This is a genomic window from Microbacterium sp. SORGH_AS_0505, assembly GCF_030818715.1.
Taxonomy (GTDB): Bacteria; Actinomycetota; Actinomycetes; order Actinomycetales; family Microbacteriaceae; genus Microbacterium.
The window spans coordinates 2,230,271-2,248,338 of the sequence record NZ_JAUTAT010000001.1 but is presented as its reverse complement, the minus strand read 5'-3'; the positions used below and the strand labels follow the sequence as shown (position 1 = coordinate 2,248,338).

The 18,068-nt window shown below is 69.5% G+C and carries 18 protein-coding genes, 1 tRNA gene and 1 pseudogene; 4 read left to right on the top strand and 16 right to left on the bottom strand.

The genetic code is table 11. The features are described 5' to 3' along the window. Positions 1-43: 43 nt before the first annotated feature. The 10 genes and pseudogenes from QE428_RS11070 to rplU all read right to left on the bottom strand — a co-directional run bounded on the left by QE428_RS11070 (position 44) and on the right by rplU (position 6,835). Positions 44-119: transfer RNA gene (locus tag QE428_RS11070), tRNA-Ala, on the bottom strand. 72 nt (positions 120-191) lie between these two features. Continuing rightward, positions 192-569, bottom strand: coding sequence for a ribosome silencing factor (gene rsfS, locus QE428_RS11065; protein ID WP_091353140.1), 378 nt, complete (start codon positions 567-569; stop codon positions 192-194). Then, entirely contained in the window at positions 569-1,648 is a 1,080-nt protein-coding gene (locus QE428_RS11060) for a hypothetical protein (protein ID WP_307469120.1), read from the bottom strand. Before QE428_RS11060 ends, rsfS begins: the two co-directional genes overlap by 1 nt. Continuing rightward, positions 1,645-2,241, bottom strand: a complete 597-nt coding sequence (gene nadD, locus QE428_RS11055) for a nicotinate-nucleotide adenylyltransferase (protein ID WP_133399504.1) — start codon at positions 2,239-2,241, stop codon at positions 1,645-1,647. The genes QE428_RS11060 and nadD overlap by 4 nt, the downstream gene beginning before the upstream one ends. 10 nt (positions 2,242-2,251) lie before the next feature. Then, positions 2,252-2,476 carry a hypothetical protein gene (locus tag QE428_RS11050; protein ID WP_091353133.1) on the bottom strand — a complete coding sequence of 75 codons (225 nt, stop codon included), beginning with the start codon at positions 2,474-2,476 and terminating at the stop codon, positions 2,252-2,254. Positions 2,477-2,520: 44 nt separating this feature from the next. Next, positions 2,521-3,781, bottom strand: a pseudogene (locus QE428_RS11045) (glutamate-5-semialdehyde dehydrogenase). Positions 3,782-3,819: 38 nt separating this feature from the next. Continuing rightward, complete coding sequence (proB, locus tag QE428_RS11040) at positions 3,820-4,650, bottom strand: glutamate 5-kinase (protein WP_091353128.1); 831 nt, start codon at positions 4,648-4,650, stop codon at positions 3,820-3,822. After that, complete coding sequence (gene obgE, locus QE428_RS11035) at positions 4,647-6,155, bottom strand: GTPase ObgE (RefSeq protein WP_133399502.1); 1,509 nt, start codon at positions 6,153-6,155, stop codon at positions 4,647-4,649. Before obgE ends, proB begins: the two co-directional genes overlap by 4 nt. A gap of 92 nt (positions 6,156-6,247) precedes the next feature. Beyond that, a complete protein-coding gene (gene rpmA / locus QE428_RS11030) occupies positions 6,248-6,505 on the bottom strand; it encodes a 50S ribosomal protein L27 (RefSeq protein ID WP_064002214.1) in 258 nt (85 codons plus the stop codon). A gap of 21 nt (positions 6,506-6,526) precedes the next feature. Continuing rightward, positions 6,527-6,835, bottom strand: a complete 309-nt coding sequence (gene rplU, locus QE428_RS11025; RefSeq protein WP_165971349.1) for a 50S ribosomal protein L21 — start codon at positions 6,833-6,835, stop codon at positions 6,527-6,529. A gap of 210 nt (positions 6,836-7,045) precedes the next feature. Here rplU and QE428_RS11020 point away from each other — a divergent pair, with 210 nt between their 5' ends. After that, positions 7,046-7,318 (top strand): DUF4031 domain-containing protein, encoded by a 273-nt coding sequence (locus QE428_RS11020; RefSeq protein WP_133399501.1) that lies wholly within the window; start codon positions 7,046-7,048, stop codon positions 7,316-7,318. Positions 7,319-7,327: 9 nt separating this feature from the next. Here QE428_RS11020 and QE428_RS11015 read toward each other — a convergent pair whose 3' ends face one another. Continuing rightward, positions 7,328-9,718, bottom strand: a complete 2,391-nt coding sequence (locus QE428_RS11015; protein WP_307469106.1) for an Rne/Rng family ribonuclease — start codon at positions 9,716-9,718, stop codon at positions 7,328-7,330. Positions 9,719-10,017: 299 nt separating this feature from the next. On the opposite strand from QE428_RS11015, the gene QE428_RS11010 reads away from it, so the two are divergent. Beyond that, on the top strand, positions 10,018-10,623 hold the full coding sequence (locus QE428_RS11010; RefSeq protein WP_307469105.1) for a vitamin K epoxide reductase family protein: 606 nt from the start codon (positions 10,018-10,020) through the stop codon (positions 10,621-10,623). 51 nt (positions 10,624-10,674) lie between these two features. On the opposite strand, the gene ndk is transcribed toward QE428_RS11010, so the two are convergent. The 4 genes from ndk to ileS are packed head-to-tail and all read right to left on the bottom strand — an operon-like array spanning position 10,675 to position 16,232. Continuing rightward, positions 10,675-11,091: a nucleoside-diphosphate kinase gene (gene ndk / locus QE428_RS11005; protein ID WP_307469102.1), complete on the bottom strand. Its 417-nt coding sequence runs from the start codon at positions 11,089-11,091 to the stop codon at positions 10,675-10,677. Between the two features lies 1 nt (position 11,092). Beyond that, positions 11,093-11,509 (bottom strand): DUF4233 domain-containing protein, encoded by a 417-nt coding sequence (locus QE428_RS11000; RefSeq protein ID WP_091353105.1) that lies wholly within the window; start codon positions 11,507-11,509, stop codon positions 11,093-11,095. After that, positions 11,506-12,858 (bottom strand): folylpolyglutamate synthase/dihydrofolate synthase family protein, encoded by a 1,353-nt coding sequence (locus QE428_RS10995; protein ID WP_307469096.1) that lies wholly within the window; start codon positions 12,856-12,858, stop codon positions 11,506-11,508. Before QE428_RS10995 ends, QE428_RS11000 begins: the two co-directional genes overlap by 4 nt. Beyond that, positions 12,855-16,232 (bottom strand): isoleucine--tRNA ligase, encoded by a 3,378-nt coding sequence (gene ileS, locus QE428_RS10990; protein WP_307469094.1) that lies wholly within the window; start codon positions 16,230-16,232, stop codon positions 12,855-12,857. Before ileS ends, QE428_RS10995 begins: the two co-directional genes overlap by 4 nt. 221 nt (positions 16,233-16,453) lie before the next feature. Between ileS and QE428_RS10985 the strand changes: the two genes are divergently transcribed. Both QE428_RS10985 and QE428_RS10980 read left to right on the top strand, forming a co-directional pair. Further along, on the top strand, positions 16,454-17,116 hold the full coding sequence (locus tag QE428_RS10985; protein ID WP_091353096.1) for a hypothetical protein: 663 nt from the start codon (positions 16,454-16,456) through the stop codon (positions 17,114-17,116). Further along, a complete protein-coding gene (locus QE428_RS10980) occupies positions 17,113-17,625 on the top strand; it encodes a GNAT family N-acetyltransferase (RefSeq protein WP_307469090.1) in 513 nt (170 codons plus the stop codon). The genes QE428_RS10985 and QE428_RS10980 overlap by 4 nt, the downstream gene beginning before the upstream one ends. Here the strand turns inward: QE428_RS10980 and QE428_RS10975 are convergent. Next, positions 17,622-18,035 carry an OsmC family protein gene (locus QE428_RS10975; RefSeq protein ID WP_091353091.1) on the bottom strand — a complete coding sequence of 138 codons (414 nt, stop codon included), beginning with the start codon at positions 18,033-18,035 and terminating at the stop codon, positions 17,622-17,624. The genes QE428_RS10980 and QE428_RS10975 overlap by 4 nt on opposite strands. Positions 18,036-18,068 lie beyond the last annotated feature (33 nt).

The following is an 18,068-nucleotide window of genomic DNA, read 5'->3' as shown; positions in this document are numbered from 1 at the left end:
TTCGGTTTTCGGAAACACAAAAACCCCGGCGAACCGGGGTATTTGGTGGACCTGAGGGGACTCGAACCCCTGACCCCCTGCATGCCATGCAGGTGCGCTACCAGCTGCGCCACAGGCCCTTGGTCGCCGCTCGCGGCAACTCATCCAGCTTACTACACGCGGAGGAGTGCTCTGAACACGAGGCGACGATGTCACTCGCTCGGGGTGGGCTCCGCGATCGTCACGGGGATGATCGGGCAGTCCTTCCACAGGCGCTCGAGCCCGTAGAACACGCGCTCCTCCTCGTGGAAGACGTGGACGACGAGGTCGCCGAAGTCGAGGAGGACCCAGCGCGACTCGTCGCGTCCCTCACGGCGCAGACGCTTCTGGCCTGCGTCGAGCATCTTGTCCTCGACCTCGTCGGCGATGGCGGCGACGTTGCGCTCACTGTTACCGGTGACGAGGAGGAAGGCATCGATCAGCGGAAGGGGGCCCGACACATCGAAGGCGACGAAGTCCGTGCCGCCCTTGCTGTCTGCGGCGGCCGCAGCCACCTGGACGAGTTCGTGCGTGTGCTCTGCAGCAACCATCAGAAGTTTCCGTTCACAAGGGTGAGGATGAGCACCGTCGCGAGGGCCAGTCCGAGGGCACCGGCGCAGATCGCGAGGGTCATGATGAGACGGCTGCCCTTTTCGGGCGCCGGAGGGCGGATGATCTCATCCGCACTCTTAATGGTACTGATCGCCGACGACGCGGCGATCGGCGTGGGCGAGGATGCCGGGGGCAGCTCGCCGTCGATGAGGGCGGCGTCCGCATCCTTGCCATCAGAGTTCCCCGGCCCGACTCCCGTGGAGCCGAAGCTCTCGGGAAGTGCGTAGCTGCCGGTGATGATCAGCTCACCGGTTCCGAGGATGGGTACCGACAACGAGCCGGTCTCGGGCGTCTGAGACAGGATGAGGGCATTCGGCGCCGAGGCGGAACCGCTCCCCCCTCGGGTCAGGAGCTGGTCGAACGATGGCGGAAGCTCGACCGGGGCCGCCCCTTCCTCGAGCAGCTGCGCTCCGAGCTCCGGGGCGATGACGGGCGTCCGCTCCGCATCATCCGCGACGTCTTCCGCCTCCGCCGGCTCATCCTCGACGACAGGCTCATCCTCGACGACAGGCTCATCCTCGACGACAGGCTCATCCTCGACGACAGGCTCATCCTCGACGACAGGCTCATCCTCGACGACAGGCTCATCCTCGACGACAGGCTCATCCTCGACGACAGGCTCGGAGGACTCGACTTCGCCCACATCGGTGTGAGAGTCGTCGGACTCCGACGGCTCGGCATCCGTCGTCGCGACGTCGCCCGTCTCGGGCTCCGAGGGGAGGACGTCCACGGCGCCGGTTCGCATCTTCGCGAGGTACCGCGCCTGGCGGCGGCTGACAGGGTGCGCATCCGGGTCGAGCTCGGCATCGTCCGCGAGAGCGACGGGGGTCCGCTCAGGCGCGACCTCGACCTCCTGCTCCACTGCAGCGGCAGCAGCTTCTTCCGCGGCGGCGTCCGAAGCATCGACATCCGCCTGGGCCTCTTCGGGGGTGATGATGGGCGTGGATGCCGTGTTGCGCAGTTCGCGCAGCTGGCGCCGTGTGAGCGGCGGAGTGCCCGGCTGGTCTGGTGTACTCATGCCTTGCTCCGATACAGGTGATGCTTCGCAATGTATTGGACGACGCCGTCGGGGACGAGGTACCAGACGGGGTGTCCGCGACGCACGCGAGCGCGGCAGTCGGTGGAGGAGATCGACAGAGCCGGGATCTCGAGCTTGCTCACGTCGTCGGACGGGAGCCCTTCGACGTTCAGGGTGTGCCCCGGACGGGACACCGCGACGAAGTGAGCCAGGTCCCACAGCTCCGCAACGTCGCGCCAACCGAGGATCTGCGCGATGGCGTCCGCTCCGGTGATGAAGAAGAGGTCGGCATCCGGCCGCTGCTCCTTCAGATCCCGCAGGGTGTCGATCGTGTACGTCTTGCCGGTCCGGTCGACGTCCACGCGACTGACGGTGAACATCGGGTTGGATGCCGTCGCGATGACGGTCATCAGATACCGGTGCTCGGCGGACGAGACGCCCGACTTCTGCCACGGCTCACCGGTGGGGACGAAGATGACCTCGTCCAGCCCGAACGACTGCGCGACCTCGCTGGCCGCCACGAGGTGTCCGTGATGGATCGGGTCGAACGTGCCGCCCATCACACCGATACGCGGTGCGCGCGTGGTTGCCATCGACACGGCCTCAGTGGTGGCCGTGGCCCGCCTGCTGCACGGGGTTCTTCGCGGCGTACGCCTCGGCCTTGTGTGCGTGGCGGTTGGCCACGTTGCGGTACGACAGGGTCACGAGTCCGAGGAGCAGGAACAGCACGAACGCGACGATGCCGTACCCGAAGGTCGTGGCCATGACGTTGCCACCGTGGTGCTCGGTCTCGGCTGCGGCGCGGACGATGGTCGTCGCGAAGTTCATTCGGGCTCCGTTCGAGGGGTCGGGTGCAGAAACAGTTTAGGTGGTCAGGACCGGATCTGCCCGGCGCCCCGCGCGAGCCACTTCGTCGTGGTGAGCTCGGGCAGCCCCATGGGTCCCCGCGCATGGAGTTTCTGCGTCGAGATGCCGACCTCCGCGCCGAACCCGAATTCGCCACCGTCGGTGAACCTGGTGGACGCGTTGACCATGACGACGGCGGCATCCACTTCGGCGAGGAACCGTTCGGCGATCCCGTCGTCCGTCGTGATGATCGACTCGGTGTGCTGCGTGGAGTAGCGCCGGATGTGCGCCAGGGCGTCGTCGAGACCGTCGACGACGCGGATCGAGATGTCGAGGCTCATGTGCTCGGTCGCCCAGTCGTCCTCGGTCGCGGGGACGACATCGGATGCCAGCGCGGCGACCTCGGCGTCGCCGTGAACCGTTACCCCTCGTTCCTGGAGCGCGGCGACGACCGGCGGGACCAAGCGCGTCGCGGCGTCGCGATGCACGAGCAGGGTCTCGACGGCGTTGCAGACACTCGGCCGCTGGACCTTCGCGTTGACAGCGATGTCCGTCGCCCACTCGAGCGGGGCGGACGCGTCCAGCACGATGTGCACGACACCCGCACCCGTCTCGATGACGGGCACCGACGACTCCGTCACGACGGTCTCGATGAGCTGCGCGCTGCCACGGGGCACGAGGACGTCGACGAGGCCGCGCGCCCGCATGAGGGCCCGCGCACCATCGCGACCGAAGTCGTCCACTGTCTGGATCGCCTCGGGGTCGACGCCGGCGTTCGCGAGGGCGCCGCGCATGACCGAGATGAGCGCCGCATTCGAGGACTGCGCCGCACTGCCACCGCGGAGGACCACGGCGTTGCCCGGAGCGCAGCGCGAGCGCGGCGATGTCGACGGTCACATTCGGACGAGCTTCGTAGATCGAGCCGATCACCCCGAACGGCACCGACACCTTCTGGAGGTGCAGACCGTTGTCGAGGACGCGGTCATCGAGCACGCGGCCGACCGGGTCGGGGAGGTCGGCGACGTCGCGGACGGCGGTGGCCAGGGCGCGCACACGGGCCGGGTCGAGGGTGAGCCGGTCGATGAGACCCGTCGTGAGGCCATCGGCTCGACCTCGGGCCACATCCTCGGCGTTGGCCGAGACGATGAGGTCGACGTTCGCGTCGATCGCATCGGCGAGCCCCCACAGGACGCCGGCCTTGGCGGCATCCGTCAACAGCCCGACGGAGCGGGAGGCGGTCCGAGCCGACTGCATGCGCTCCTGCGGCGTTGCGGCGGTGGTGGTCATCCGCCAAGTCTAGGGCGGGCGGCTGGCCGCCTCAGCCGTCAGGCGCCGTCGACCCGGACAGGCGCCGTCGTGGTCGGAGCCGCGGGGTGCGGGTTGGGGGCGAACCACGTGCCGACCTGCTCGCCGCGGAGCGCGGAGTGCACGAGGTCGGCGCTCGTGACGAGGACGGCGATGCCCGCCGCGGACGCGAGGCGCGCAGCGGAGGCTTTCGTGGCCGCTCCCCCGGTGCCGACGCTGTTCACGACGACGGAGCCGAACTGGAAGCCGGAGAGGTCGTCACCGAAGGCGACGTCGATGATCGGCTCAGCACCCGGTTCGTCCGGTGGACGCGTGTACAGCGTCTCGATGTCGCTCAGGAGCACGAGGGCGTCGGCGCCGACGAGCTGCGCGACGAGGGCCGCCAGCCGGTCGTTGTCGCCGAAACGGATCTCGTGGGTGGCGACCGTATCGTTCTCGTTGACGATCGGGAGGATGCGCAGGCCCAGCAGCCGCTCCATCGCCCGCCGCGCGTTCGAGCGGTGCGTCGGGTTCTCGAGGTCTCCCGCCGTGAGCAGGACCTGGCCGGCCACGATGTCGAAGGGGCGGAGGGCTTCCTGGTAGCGGTAGATCAGGACGTTCTGACCGACGGCCGCGGCGGCCTGCTGCGTCGCGAGGTCGCTCGGGCGGGCGTCGAGCAGCAGGAACGGCATGCCGGTCGCGATCGCACCGGACGACACCAGGACGACCTCGGTCCCGCGTGCATGCGCCTCGGCGAGGGCATCGACGATCGGCCCGATCTTCTCCGCGTTCTCACCACTGATCGACGATGAGCCGACCTTGACGACGACGCGACGTGCGCCGGCGAGGCCGGCACGGTCCTGCAGCGTCACGACTCGTCCTCGTCCTCCCCCCGAGTCGCGGCGATCCGCTCGGACTCGAGTTCGGCGCGCGCTTCGGCCTTGGCATCCATGCGCTCGTGATAGCGATCACGGCGCTGCGAGGTCGTGCGACGGGGGTTCAGGTCGAGACGCGGGTCGGTGCCACGCGGCGCGGTCATGAGCTCGGCGGCGGAGCCGAGCGACGGGTGCCAGTCGAAGACGATGCCATCACCGGGGCCGATGACGACCGTCGATCCGGCCTGAGCGCCGGCCTTGAAGAGGCCGTCCTCGACGCCGAGCTTCTCGAGGCGGTCGGCCAGGAAGCCGACGGCCTCTTCGTTCTGGAAGTCCGTCTGCTGCACCCACCGCACCGGCTTGTCGCCCAGGATGCGGTAGATGTTGCCGTAGGTGCCGCCCTCGACGCGGATCTCGAAGTCCTTCTTCGATCCCTGCGGCCGGATGACGACGCGCTCGGGAGCGGGCGCCGCGGCCAGCGCAGCACGGTGCTCCTCGACGATCTCACCCAGTGCGAAGGTCAACTGACGGAGGCCGTCGCGGCTGACGGTGGAGATGTCGAAGACGCGGAATCCGCGGGCCTCGAGCTCGGGGCGCACGAGATCGGCGAGATCCTTCGCCTCGGGCACGTCGAGCTTGTTCAGCGCGACGAGCTGCGGGCGCTCCAGGAGCGGGATCTGCCCCTCGGGGACGGGGTAGGCGGCGAGCTCCGCGAGGATCACGTCGAGGTCGCTGATCGGGTCGCGGCCGGGCTCCAGCGTCGCGCAGTCGAGCACGTGCACGAGGGCCGTGCAGCGCTCGACGTGGCGGAGGAACTCGAGGCCGAGGCCCTTGCCCTCGCTCGCTCCTTCGATCAGGCCCGGGACGTCGGCCACCGTGTAGCGCGCGTCACCGGCCTGGACGACACCGAGGTTCGGGTGGAGCGTCGTGAAGGGGTAATCGGCGATCTTCGGGCGGGCTGCCGAGATCGCGGCGATGAGGCTCGACTTGCCGGCGGAAGGGAAGCCCACCAGGGCCACATCGGCGACGGTCTTCAGCTCGAGCTGGACGTCGCCGATCCACCCCGGGGTACCGAGCAGCGCGAATCCCGGCGCCTTGCGCTTGGGGTTCGCGAGGGCAGCGTTGCCGAGACCGCCCTGGCCGCCGGGGGCGACAACGAAGCGGATGCCGGGCGTCGCCATGTCGACGAGGACCTCACCCGTCTCGTCCTTGACGACCGTACCGACCGGGACCGGGAGTTCGAGGGCCTCGCCCTGGGCGCCGGAGCGGTGATCGCCCATGCCGAAACCGCCGTTGCCTGCGGAACGGTGCGGAGAGTGATGGTACGACAGGAGCGTCGTCACCTGAGGGTCGGAGACCAGGATGACGTCGCCGCCGTGACCGCCGTTCCCGCCGTCAGGACCGGCGAGGGGCTTGAACTTCTCGCGCTTCACCGACACGCATCCGTTGCCGCCCTTGCCGGCGCTCAAATGCAGCGTCACGCGATCAACGAACGTCACCATGCGGTGTCTCCTGACAGGGGGGCCGACGAACGTCGGCGGGGAAAGAGCGAGGGGCGGGCCGTAGCCCGCCCCTCGTCAAGGAATGTGTGTGGTCACTCAGCGACCGACACGATGTTGACGACCTTACGGCCGCCCTTCGTGCCGAACTCGACCGCACCGGCGGCCAGAGCGAACAGCGTGTCGTCGCCACCGCGGCCGACACCGGCGCCGGGGTGGAAGTGCGTACCGCGCTGGCGGACGATGATCTCGCCGGCGAGGACCTGCTGACCACCGAAGCGCTTCACGCCGAGGCGCTGTGCGTTGGAGTCACGACCGTTACGGGTGGAGCTTGCGCCCTTTTTGTGTGCCATCTCTCGTGTCCTCTCGGCTGCTTACTTGATGCCGGTGATCTTGACGCGCGTGAGGTCCTGACGGTGGCCCTGGCGCTTCTTGTAGCCGGTCTTGTTCTTGAACTTCTGGATGATGATCTTCGGGCCGCGCTCTTCACCGAGGACCTCGGCGGTGACCTTGACCTTGGCGAGCTTGTCGGCGTCGGTCGTCACGGCGTCGCCGTCGACGAACAGGACGGCGGGGAGCTCGATCTTGTCGCCGACCTTGGCCGACTGACGGTCGAGGACGACGATGGTGCCGACCTGAACCTTCTCCTGACGGCCACCGGCGCGCACAACTGCGTAAACCACTTCACACCTTGTTTCTTCTGTGGAGCGCACGGCTCCGATTGTCTGATGAGACTGGAAGTCATGGTGCGGAAGCCAGGCTCTGCATCGCAACTGCCTGCGACACGTGACGCACCAAGGGACCAGAATACCCGATCCCCGCAGTGAGGGCAAAAGCGCGGCCCGGCGCGCCGTGCCCGTCCGTGCGTTCCCGTGCCCGCTTATGATCGGCGGATGGCCATCCTCGTCGACTCCGCGATGTGGCCCGCCCACGGCAAGCTCTGGGCCCACCTGGTCTCGGACAGCGACCTCGCCGAGCTCCACGCATTCGCGGCGGGGCACGGCATCCCGCCCCGCGCATTCGACCGCGATCACTACGACGTGCCCGAAGACGTGATCGACAGGCTGGTCGCAGGCGGCGCGGAGCGCGTCGGAGCGCACGAGCTGGTGCGGCGCCTGATCGCTTCGGGCCTGCGCGTCACCGCCCGCGAACGTCGCGGGCGGTGACGGGCGAGGTCAGTCCTCGTTCGACGCGGTCTGGACCGGCGTACCCGTGAGGGCAGCGGTCGTGACGCGCCGGCGCGCACGGCCCTGACCGGGCGCCTTCGGCTCCGGAAGAGCCTCGAGCACCGAGTCGAGGAGTCGGTCGGCGTCACTCTTGGGCGCCGAGTCGGCTTTCTTGCGACGGGGACGCTTCGCCCGCTCGGGACGCTCCGCGGCGACGGGTTCTTCCACGGCCGCGGCAGCAGCCTCTTCGTGAGGCTGGATAGTGGATGCCGCGATCTGCGCGAGCGCCGACTTCACACCCTCTGTGATGACGTGCGTGTGCCCCGGGGCTGCGGGAGCGTTTCCGCCGCCCTGGCTCTGCGACGCTCCGCCGTTCTGACGCGGCCGACGGTTGTTCCCGTTGCCACCGTTGCCGTTGCCGCGGTCGCCGCCCGAGGAGCGGTGCTTGACGACGGGGTCGTGGTGGACGATGACGCCGCGGCCGGCGCACACCTCGCACGCCTCGCTGAAGGTCTCGAGCAGGCCCAGGCCGATCTTCTTGCGGGTCATCTGCACAAGGCCGAGCGACGTGACCTCGGCGACCTGGTGCTTCGTCCGGTCGCGGCTCAGGCACTCGACGAGGCGACGGAGGACGAGGTCTCGGTTGGACTCGAGCACCATGTCGATGAAGTCGACGACGATGATGCCGCCGATGTCGCGAAGGCGCAGCTGGCGGACGATCTCCTCCGCGGCCTCGAGGTTGTTCTTCGTGACCGTCTCTTCGAGGTTTCCGCCGGTGCCGACGAACTTGCCGGTGTTGACGTCGACGACCGTCATCGCCTCGGTGCGGTCGATCACGAGGGAACCGCCGGAGGGCAGCCACACCTTGCGGTCCAGCGCCTTCTCGATCTGCTCCGTGACGCGGAAGACGTCGAACGGGTCCTGCTCGCCCTCGTACTTCTCGATGCGCTCGAGCAGGTCGGGAGCGACGCCCGTCAGATACGACGTGATGGTGTCGTACGCCTCGTCGCCCTGGATGAGCATCTTGCGGAAGTCCTCGTTGAAGACGTCGCGGACGATCTTGACCAGGAGGTCGGGCTCGGAGTGCAGGAGGGCCGGAGCCTGGCCCGTCTGGGCCTGCGCGCTGATGTGCTCCCACTGCGAGGTGAGACGCTGGACGTCGCGCGTCAGCTGCTCCTCGGTGGCGCCTTCCGCCGCCGTTCGGACGATGACGCCCGAGGACTCCGGCAGGACCTCCTTGAGGATCTTCTTCAGACGCGCCCGCTCGGTATCGGGGAGCTTGCGCGAGATGCCGTTCATGGCACCGCCCGGCACGTACACGAGGTACCGCCCCGGAAGCGAGATCTGGCTCGTCAGGCGGGCGCCCTTGTGACCCACGGGGTCCTTCGTGACCTGCACGAGGACGCGGTCGCCGGACTTGAGGGCGAGCTCGATGCGGCGGGGCTGGTTGCCCGTCTCGACGGCATCCCAATCGACCTCGCCGGAGTACAGCACGGCGTTGCGGCCCCGACCGATATCAACGAAGGCGGCCTCCATGCTGGGGAGGACGTTCTGCACACGACCGAGGTACACGTTGCCGATGAGCGACGCGTCCTGGTTGCGGGCGACGTAGTGCTCGACGAGGACGTTGTCCTCGAGCACGCCGATCTGAATGCGGCCGCCGCGCGAACGGACGATCATGTCGCGGTCGACGGACTCGCGCCGGGCGAGGAACTCGGCCTCGGTGACGACGGCGCGGCGACGGCCGGCCTCGCGTCCATCGCGACGACGCTGCTTCTTGGCCTCGAGCCGCGTGGAACCCTTGATCCGCTGCGGTTCGGTGATGACCTCGACGGCACGGCGACGGGGCGCGGCTGGCTCGTCGCTCTGCTCAGGGGCGCTGCCGCCGCCACGGCGACGATTGCGACGGCGGGATCCACCGGATGCCTCGGCTCCGGCCTCCTCGCGGTCCTCGCGCTCGCTCTCATCCCTGGGCAGCGCCGGCAACGGGGCGACCTCGGGCGCGTAGAAGTGCAGAGCGGTCGACACGGCCGAGACGAACTGCTCCGGAAGCAGGCCCAAGCTGACCGCTGTCGGGATCTCGGGCTCAGTGGGCGCCTCGGGCTCGACGTCCTGCTGGGGCTCCGCGGGCGCCTCGGGCTCCGCGGGCGCCTCGGGCTCCGCGGGCGCCTCGGGCTCAGCGACCGCCTCAGCCTCGGCGACACCATCCGGCTGAGCGGCCGGCGCCTCAGCCGCAGTCTCGTCCTCGGATCCCGCCGCGGGAGCCGCGTCCTCGGCCGGCGCCTCAGCGACGGGTGCCGGGGTGATCTCCGCGGCCTGCTCCGTCTGCTCGGTCGTCTCGGGCGTCAGATCGCCGTCGACCGCATCGAATGCTGCTGTGTCGTTCTTCTCATCTGCCATCTCTGGCCTACTCCTAGCCGACGGCCCCGCGTGCCGTCCGGCGAAATCGGGCGGCGCCGCTCCGTTGTCGGGGGTGCCGCGAACTCATTCGGTCTGCAGCCGATCCCCGCACACTCGGCGGGGTGATGCTGCGCGGGCGTCGATAGCCCGAAGTCTTCTGGTGACATCTTGGCGGCGCGGCCGCGAGGACGTCGACCCCCATTATCCCACTACCCGGGGTGAAACCGTGACCGCAGGCCTCCGATATGCACGGCCGGGCGGTCAGAGGACCGATCAGTCCCGGTGCGATAATCGCCCGCATGACCACGCGGACCCGCTCTCCCCGCCCGACCGTCTTCGCCATCTGGCTGATCTTCGCCGGTGTCGTGGGATGGATCGCCGCGTTCGCGCTGACCACCGAGAAGTTCTCGCTCCTCCAAAACCCCGGCTCCTCGGCATCCTGCGACATCAGCATCCTGGTCCAGTGCGGGAAGAACCTCGATTCGGCGCAGGGATCGGTGTTCGGATTCCCGAACCCGATCCTTGGTCTCACCGGCTGGGTTGCCCCGATCGTGGTGGGTGCGGCGCTCCTGGCGGGGGCGCGGTTCGCGCGGTGGTTCTGGCTGCTGTTCGGGCTCGGGGTGACCGCCGCATTCGCCTTCGTGCTGTGGCTCATCACGCAGAGCATCTTCGTGCTCGCGACCCTCTGCCCGTGGTGCATGGTGACGTGGTCGGTCACGATCCCGACGTTCTTCGCCGTGGCCGTCCACCTCGTCAGGGAGGGCGCGATACCGGCATCTGCAGCCATTCGGCGCCGGGCCGACGCGCTGATGGCGTGGACGCCGCTGATGGCGATCGTCGCATTCGCCGTCGTCGGAGTCATCGCTCAGGTGCGCCTGGACTGGATCGCGGAGTTCACCCGCTGAGACGACGATGCGCCCGCCCCGGAGCCGGGACGGGCGCATGCGGATCGATCGTCAGTCGAACCAGATCGCGAGTTCGCGGTTCGCGGATTCGACACTGTCGCTGCCGTGGACGAGGTTCTGCTGCACCGCCAGGCCCCAATCGCGACCGAAGTCGCCACGGATCGTGCCGGGCGCGGCCGTGGTCGGGTCGGTGGTCCCCGCGAGCGAGCGGAAGCCCTCGATGACGCGGTTGCCGGCGAGGCGGATCGCCACGGACGGCCCGGACATCATGAACTCCAGCAGCGGCTCGTAGAACGGCTTGCCCTCGTGCTCGGCGTAGTGCTGCTCGAGGCGTTCGCGGTCCGGCTCCGCGAGGCGGATGTCGACGAGCGAGTACCCCTTCGCCTCGATGCGGGCGAGGATCGCGCCGGTCAGCCCGCGCGCGACGCCGTCGGGCTTCACGAGGACGAGTGTCTGTTCGGTGGCCATGTCAGTCTCCGTTCTTCTCCGCCTCGGCGGCGAGTGTGGCGTTGCGCTCGTCGAGCGCGCCGCCCTTGATGGTGCCATACACGTACAGCGCGCCGAAAACGGCGGCGGCGATCAGGAGCGCCGGCACGAGGAACGCACCGAGAGCGATGAGGACCTGCAGGGCGAAGCCCGCGATGACACCCCAGCGGTAGCGCGTGAACCCGCTGAGGATGATCATGACGACACCGAGGACCGCGCCGCCGACGATCCCCCACCACGGCTCGATGCCTGCGGGAAGGGCACGCAGGCCGTAGACGGCGAGACCTGCCAGGAACGCGACGATCGACTCGAAGCCGAGGATCACCGAGAGGAGCGACTCGCGCGCGCCGCGCTGTCGTCGCGGACGGGGCTGTCGTCGCGGACGGGGCTGACGGCTCACGAACGGTACCCCGACTTCCAGTCCTCGGCTTCGGCGAGCACGACGGCCTCCCCGGCGAGCACGACGCTGCCGGCGATCACCACGGCACGGCGGTCGGATTCCGACGCCCACGCGCGGGCCGCCTCGGCCGCCTCGGCGAGGTCGCGGTAGACCGTGACGGGTGTCTCGGTCTGCTCGACGAGGTCGGCGACGGCATCCGGCTCCTCCGCCCGGTCGGACTCCGGAGCGGTCGCGAACACGTGCGCGACCGCGGGGGCGAGCGTCTGCACGATCCCCGCGACGTCCTTGTCGGCGAACGCGCCGAGCACGAGACCCCAGTCGTCGAAATCGAACGAGTCGCCGAGGGCCGCGACCAGCGAACGGGCTCCGTGCGGGTTGTGCGCACTGTCGACGAGGACGGTGGGCGCGATGCCGACGAGCTGCAGACGACCGGGCGAGGTGACGTTGCCGAGGCCGTCCGCGAGCACGTCAGCGGCGATGGGCTGCGACCCGCCCCCGATGAGCGACTCGACGGCGGCGACCGCCAACGCGGCGTTGTGACCCTGGTGCGCGCCGTACAGGGGCAGGTAGAGCTCGTCGTACGTGGCCGCGAGTCCGCGGACGGTCAGCAGCTGACCGCCGACGGCGAGCTTCTGGTCGAGCAGACCGAACTGCTCCCCCTCGACCGCCAGCGACGCACCCTGAGCGCGCGCAACCGTCGTCAGGACGCTGAGCGCCGCGGTCTGCTGGGCCGCCGAGACGACGGCGGCGTTCGGCTTGATGATGCCGGACTTCACGGTGGCGATCTCGGCGATCGTGTCGCCGAGCTTGTCGGCGTGGTCGATGTCGATCGGTGCGAACACCGCGACGTCGCCGTCGGCGGTGTTCGTCGAGTCCCACGCACCACCCATGCCGACCTCGACCACCGCGACGTCGACGGGAGCATCGGCGAAGGCGACGAAGGCGAGCACCGTCAGCAGCTCGAAGAAGGTCAGCGGAGGCTCGTCCTTGCCGTCCAGTTCCTCGTCGACGAGCGCGACGATCGGTGCGATCTCGTCCCACGCGTCGGCGATCGCAGCATCGGCGATGGGCTCGCCGTCGACCATGATCCGTTCCGTGAAACGCTGCAGGTGCGGGCTCGTGAAGAGCCCGGTCCGAAGCCCGTGAGCACGGACGATCGACTCGGCGATGCGACTCGTCGAGGTCTTGCCGTTCGTTCCCGTCACATGGACGACGCGGTAGGTCCGCTGCGGGTCGCCGAGGAGTTCCAGGGCACGGCGGGTGCGCTCGACACGGGGTTCGACCCAGCGCTCGCCCTGCCGCTCCAGGAGCGCCGCGTAGACGGCATCCGCTCGTGTCCGGTCGCTCATGAGGTCGCTCCGATCCGGCGCACGCCGATCGTGAAGGAGCCGGCGTTCGCGTACGTGCCGACGGGGACGGATGCCGTGTGCTCCGGCGTCGAGCGCAGAGCCTCGCCGCGCAGGGTGTCGCCGTCGGCGGTGGCGACGAGGTCGGCGACCGCGAGGGTCTCCCCCGCGACGTCGGCCACGTCGAACGCGGCGGCGACCGCCTCGGCGTCGCCGGTGTCGTCGAACGTGAGCTGCAGCGCGATGCGGTCGCTCACCTCGAAGCCGGCCGCCTTACGGGCGTCCTGCACGGCGCGGATGACGTCGCGCGCGAGGCCCTCGGCCTCGAGCTCGGGCGTCGTCGTGGTGTCGAGCAGCACGAATCCGCCGCGCGGGAGGAGCGCGATCGCGGTGCCCTCGGCGACGCCGCCCGCCTCGAGCGTGAGGTCGTACTCCCCCGGCTCGAGCGCGATGCCGTCGACGACGACCACGCCGTCCTGCTCGCTCCACAGACCCGCCTTGGCGCCCTTGATAACGTGCTGCACCTGCTTGCCGAGGCGGGGACCTGCCGCGCGCGCGTTGACCGCGAGGCGCTGGCTGATGCCGTACTGCTCGGCCAGGCCGTCCGTGAGCTCGACGACCTGAACGGCCTTGACGTTGAGCTCCTCGCGCACGATGTCCTCGAACTGCGCGAGCGCGTCGGCACCGCCCACCGCGACCGTGAGGTTCGCGAGCGGCAGACGCACACGCTTGCCCTCCTTCTTGCGCAGGGCGTTCGCGACGGACGAGACCTCGCGGACGGTGTCCATCGCCTCGCGGATGTCGGATGCCGGGGCGAACTCGTCGGCGTCGGGCCAGTCCTCGAGGTGGACGCTGCGCCCCCCGGTGAGACCCTGCCAGATGCGCTCGGACACGAGCGGGATGAGCGGAGCCGCGACGCGGGTGAGCGTCTCGAGCACCGTGTAGAGCGTGTCGAAGGCCTCGGTCGTGGTCGGGTCGGCGGCATCCACCCCCACCCAGAACCGGTCGCGCGAGCGCCGGATGTACCAGTTGGTCAGCGCCTCGGCGAACTCGCGGAGCTTCGCGGCCGCCATCGTCGAGTCGAGCGCCTCGAGGTCGGCGGCGACGCCCCGGACGAGATCGCCCGTGAGCGCGAGGATGTGGCGGTCGAGGACGTTCGTCGAGTCCGTCCGACGACGCGCCTCGTAGCCGGCACCGTCGGGGCCGCCCGCCGCGTTCGCGTACGTCGAGAAGAAGTACCACGCGTTCCACAGCGGCAGCAGGAACTCGCGGACACCGGAGCGGATGCCCTCCTCGGTGACGACGAGGTTGCCGCCGCGGAGGACGGACGAGCTCATGAGGAACCAGCGCATCGCGTCGGAGCCGTCGCGGTCGAAGACCTCGCTGACGTCCGGGTAGTTGCGCAGCGACTTCGACATCTTCTGCCCGTCGCTGCCAAGCACGATGCCGTGGCAGGCGACGCCCGAGAACGCCGGGCGGTCGAAGAGCGCGCCCGAGAGTACGTGCATGACGTAGAACCAGCCGCGGGTCTGCCCGATGTACTCGACGATGAAGTCGGCGGGAGCGTGCTCGTCGAACCACTCGCGGTTCTCGAACGGGTAGTGCACCTGCGCGTACGGCATCGACCCGGAGTCGAACCACACGTCGAAGACGTCCTCGATGCGGCGCATCGTCGACTGACCCGTCGGGTCGTCGGGGTTCGGACGGGTCAGGTCGTCGATGAAGGGGCGGTGCAGGTCGACCTCGCCCGCCTCGTTGACCGGCAGTCGGCCGAAGTCGCGCTCGAGGTCCTCGAGCGAGCCGTAGACGTCGACGCGGGGGTACTCGGGGTCGTCGCTCTTCCACACCGGGATCGGCGACCCCCAGAACCGGTTGCGGCTGATCGACCAGTCGCGCGCACCCTCGAGCCACTTGCCGAACTGACCGTGCTTGACGTTCTCGGGCGCCCAGGTGATCTGCTCGTTGAACTCGACGAGGCGGTCCTTGATCGAGGTGACCCGGACGAACCAGCTCGAGACGGCCTTGTAGATGAGAGGGTTCCGGCAGCGCCAGCAGTGCGGGTACGAGTGCTCGTACGACGCCTCGCGCAGGAGGCGCCCCTCGGCCTTCAGCAGGCGGATGAGGGGGCGGTTGGCGTCCATCCACAGTTCGCCGGCGACGTCGGTCACCTGCGGCAGGAAGCGTCCGCCGTCGTCGAGGCTCATGATGAGCGGGATGCCGGCGGCCCCCGTCACGCGCTGGTCGTCCTCACCGTAGGCCGGGGCCTGGTGGACGATGCCCGTGCCGTCGGTCGTCGTGACGTAGTCGTCGACGAGGATGCGCCAGGCGTGCTGGGTGCCCCAGGTCTCCTCGTCGGCGTAGTAGTCGAAGAGCCGGTCGTAGGCGACGTCGGCGAGCTCCGCTCCGCGGACGGTCTGGTCGACGGCGTCGCGGGCCTCGTCGGCGGAGGCGTAGCCGAGGTCCTTCGCGTAGTTCGCGAGCAGGTCCGCGGCCAGCAGGTAGCGGTGCGACTGGCCCTCGAGGGCGTCCTCGTGGACATCGGCTGCTCCCGTGGGTCCGCCCGGGAGGACGACGTACTCGATGTCGGGGCCGACGGCGAGCGCGAGGTTGGTCGGGAGGGTCCACGGAGTCGTCGTCCAGGCGAGGGCGCGGACCGCGGTGAGTCCCAGAGCCTCGGCCTTCGCGCCGACGAGCGGGAAGGTCACCGTCACCGACGGGTCCTGGCGCATCTTGTAGACGTCGTCGTCCATGCGCAGCTCGTGATTCGACAGCGGCGTCTCGTCGCGCCAGCAGTACGGCAGCACGCGGTGCCCCTCGTAGGCGAGGTCCTTGTCGTAGAGCTCCTTGAAGGCCCACAGCACCGACTCCATGTACCCGGTGTCGAGCGTCTTGTAGCCGCGCTCGAAGTCGACCCACCGCGCTTGGCGGGTGACGTAGTTCTCCCACTCCTGCGTGTACTCGAGGACGGACGAGCGCGCCTTCGCGTTGAAGGCGGCGATCCCCATCTCCTCGATCTCGCTCTTCTCGGTGATGCCGAGCTGCTTCATGGCCTCGAGTTCGGCAGGAAGGCCGTGCGTGTCCCAGCCGAAGACGCGGTCGACCTTCTTGCCGCGCATCGTCTGGAAGCGCGGGAAGAGGTCCTTCGCATACCCGGTGAGGAGGTGGCCGTAGTGCGGCAGGCCGTTGGCGAACGGCGGGCCGTCGTAGAACACCCACTCGTCGGCGCCGTCGCGCTGCGCGATCGACGCGCGGAACGTGTCGTCCTGCTCCCAGAAGGCGAGGATGTCGCGCTCGAGGTCGGGAAAGCGCGGGCTCGGGACGACGGCCGCGGGCGCATCGGCTGCGGGGCCGAAGGCGGAAGATCGGGGGTAGGTCATGTCACTCCTGCAGGTCTGGTCCTGCGAGGACGATCCGGAGACCGCGGTACCACCCCGCTTGGCGCGACCCGGTTCCGGGTGCACCCACTCACCTGCGGCGATGACGGGCCTGCCCCGCTCGGTTCTACTGGGCGGCGGACCGCTGTTCTTCCGAGAGCTCCCCGGTGATGGCCGGATCGGTGCTGATGGGCACAATCATACCGTCGGCATAGCCTGGCGTCATGGCCCGTTCCCGCATCCGTCCCGAGCCTCCCCGCATCCCCGATCCGGATCTGCCCCGCGAATTCGCGCCCGCGACGCTTCGCCGGTCGGGCGAGACGTCCGAAGCGCGCATCGACCTCGACCCCGGGACGACGGATGCCGCGCACACCCGCATCAGCGAGAGCGTCGTAGCCCCGGCATCCGTTCAAACCCTCGATCTGAGTGGCGCGATCCTCACCGACGTCATCCTCGACGCCGTGTCGACAGCAGAGCTGATCGCCCGCGAGGGGACGTGGCGGACGGTCGTCGTCCGCGGCGGGCGGATCGGCACGCTCGATCTGTCCCGCGCGCGCTGCGACGGGCTCATCCTCGACGGCGTGCGCATCGACTACCTGACGGCGGGCGGCGCGACGCTGCGGGACGTCGACGTGACCGGATGCCGCATCGGCACCCTCGACCTCCCCGGCGCCCGCGTGGAGCGGATGAGGATCGCGGAGTCGACGGTGGACGAGATGGACGTCCGGGAGTGGCAGGCGGGCGACGTCGACCTGCGCGGCGCAGACGTGCTCTCCTTCACAGACGTCCGGATGCTGCGGGGCGTCACCCTGACCGCCGATCAGGCGACCTCGCACGCACTCGCGTTCGCGGCATCCCTCGGCATCGATGTGAGGACGGACGAGTGACGCTGCGGACGGCCCGGCTCGTCCTCCGCGACATGCGCGCGGACGACCTGCCGGCGCTCCGGGCGATCCTCACCGACCCGGTCGCGATGACCGCGTACGAGGGGGCGTTCACCGAGGCGGAGTCCCAGGCCTGGCTGGACCGGAACCTGCAGCGTTACGCGGAGGACGGCTTCGGCCTGTGGGCCGTCGAGCTCGTCGACGCCCCGGGCGAGATGGTCGGCCAGTGCGGCATCACCCGGCAACGGATCGACGACGACGAGGTCCTGGAGGTCGGGTACCTCTTCCGACGGGCGTACTGGCACCGGGGGTACGCGACGGAGGCTGCCGCGGCGTCGCGTGACTGGGCATTCCGGGACTTGGATACCCCGACCGTGTGGGCGAAGGTCCGCGACACGAACATCGCGTCGATGAACGTCGCCATCCGCCTCGGGATGACGGTCCGTCGCCGCTTCGTCACGCGCTACCGAGGCGTCGACATGCCGCACCTCGGGTTCGCGGTAGACCGTTAGTCGGCCCACTCCTCCGCGCGGATGCCGACGGTAGCCGCATCCCGAAGGAGACGGGAGATCGGGCATCGATCGTGCGCGGCCGCGACGAGGTCGTCCGTCTCGGTGAGCGTGCGCCCCTCGGCGGAGACGAACGCCGTGACGTGGAACTCGTAGCCGCCGCGCGCCGGGGAGTCGTGGAGCTCGACCTCGACGCGGACCCGCGTGCGGTGCGCGCCCGCCACGATCGCCTGCAGGGTGGCGTCGAGGCAGGTGGCCCAGGCGAGGGCGAGGAGCTGCTCCGGATTGCTGCGTGACAGGTCCGCGTCGGGGCTCAGCGGGTTGGAGACCGCGACCTCCAGACCGCCCGTGACCCGGCTGACACCGGTCCCGCCGTCGTCGTTGATCGCCTCGGTCCGGTACCTGGTGCTCATGGCAGAACTATAGTTGGACGGCATCCAACAACG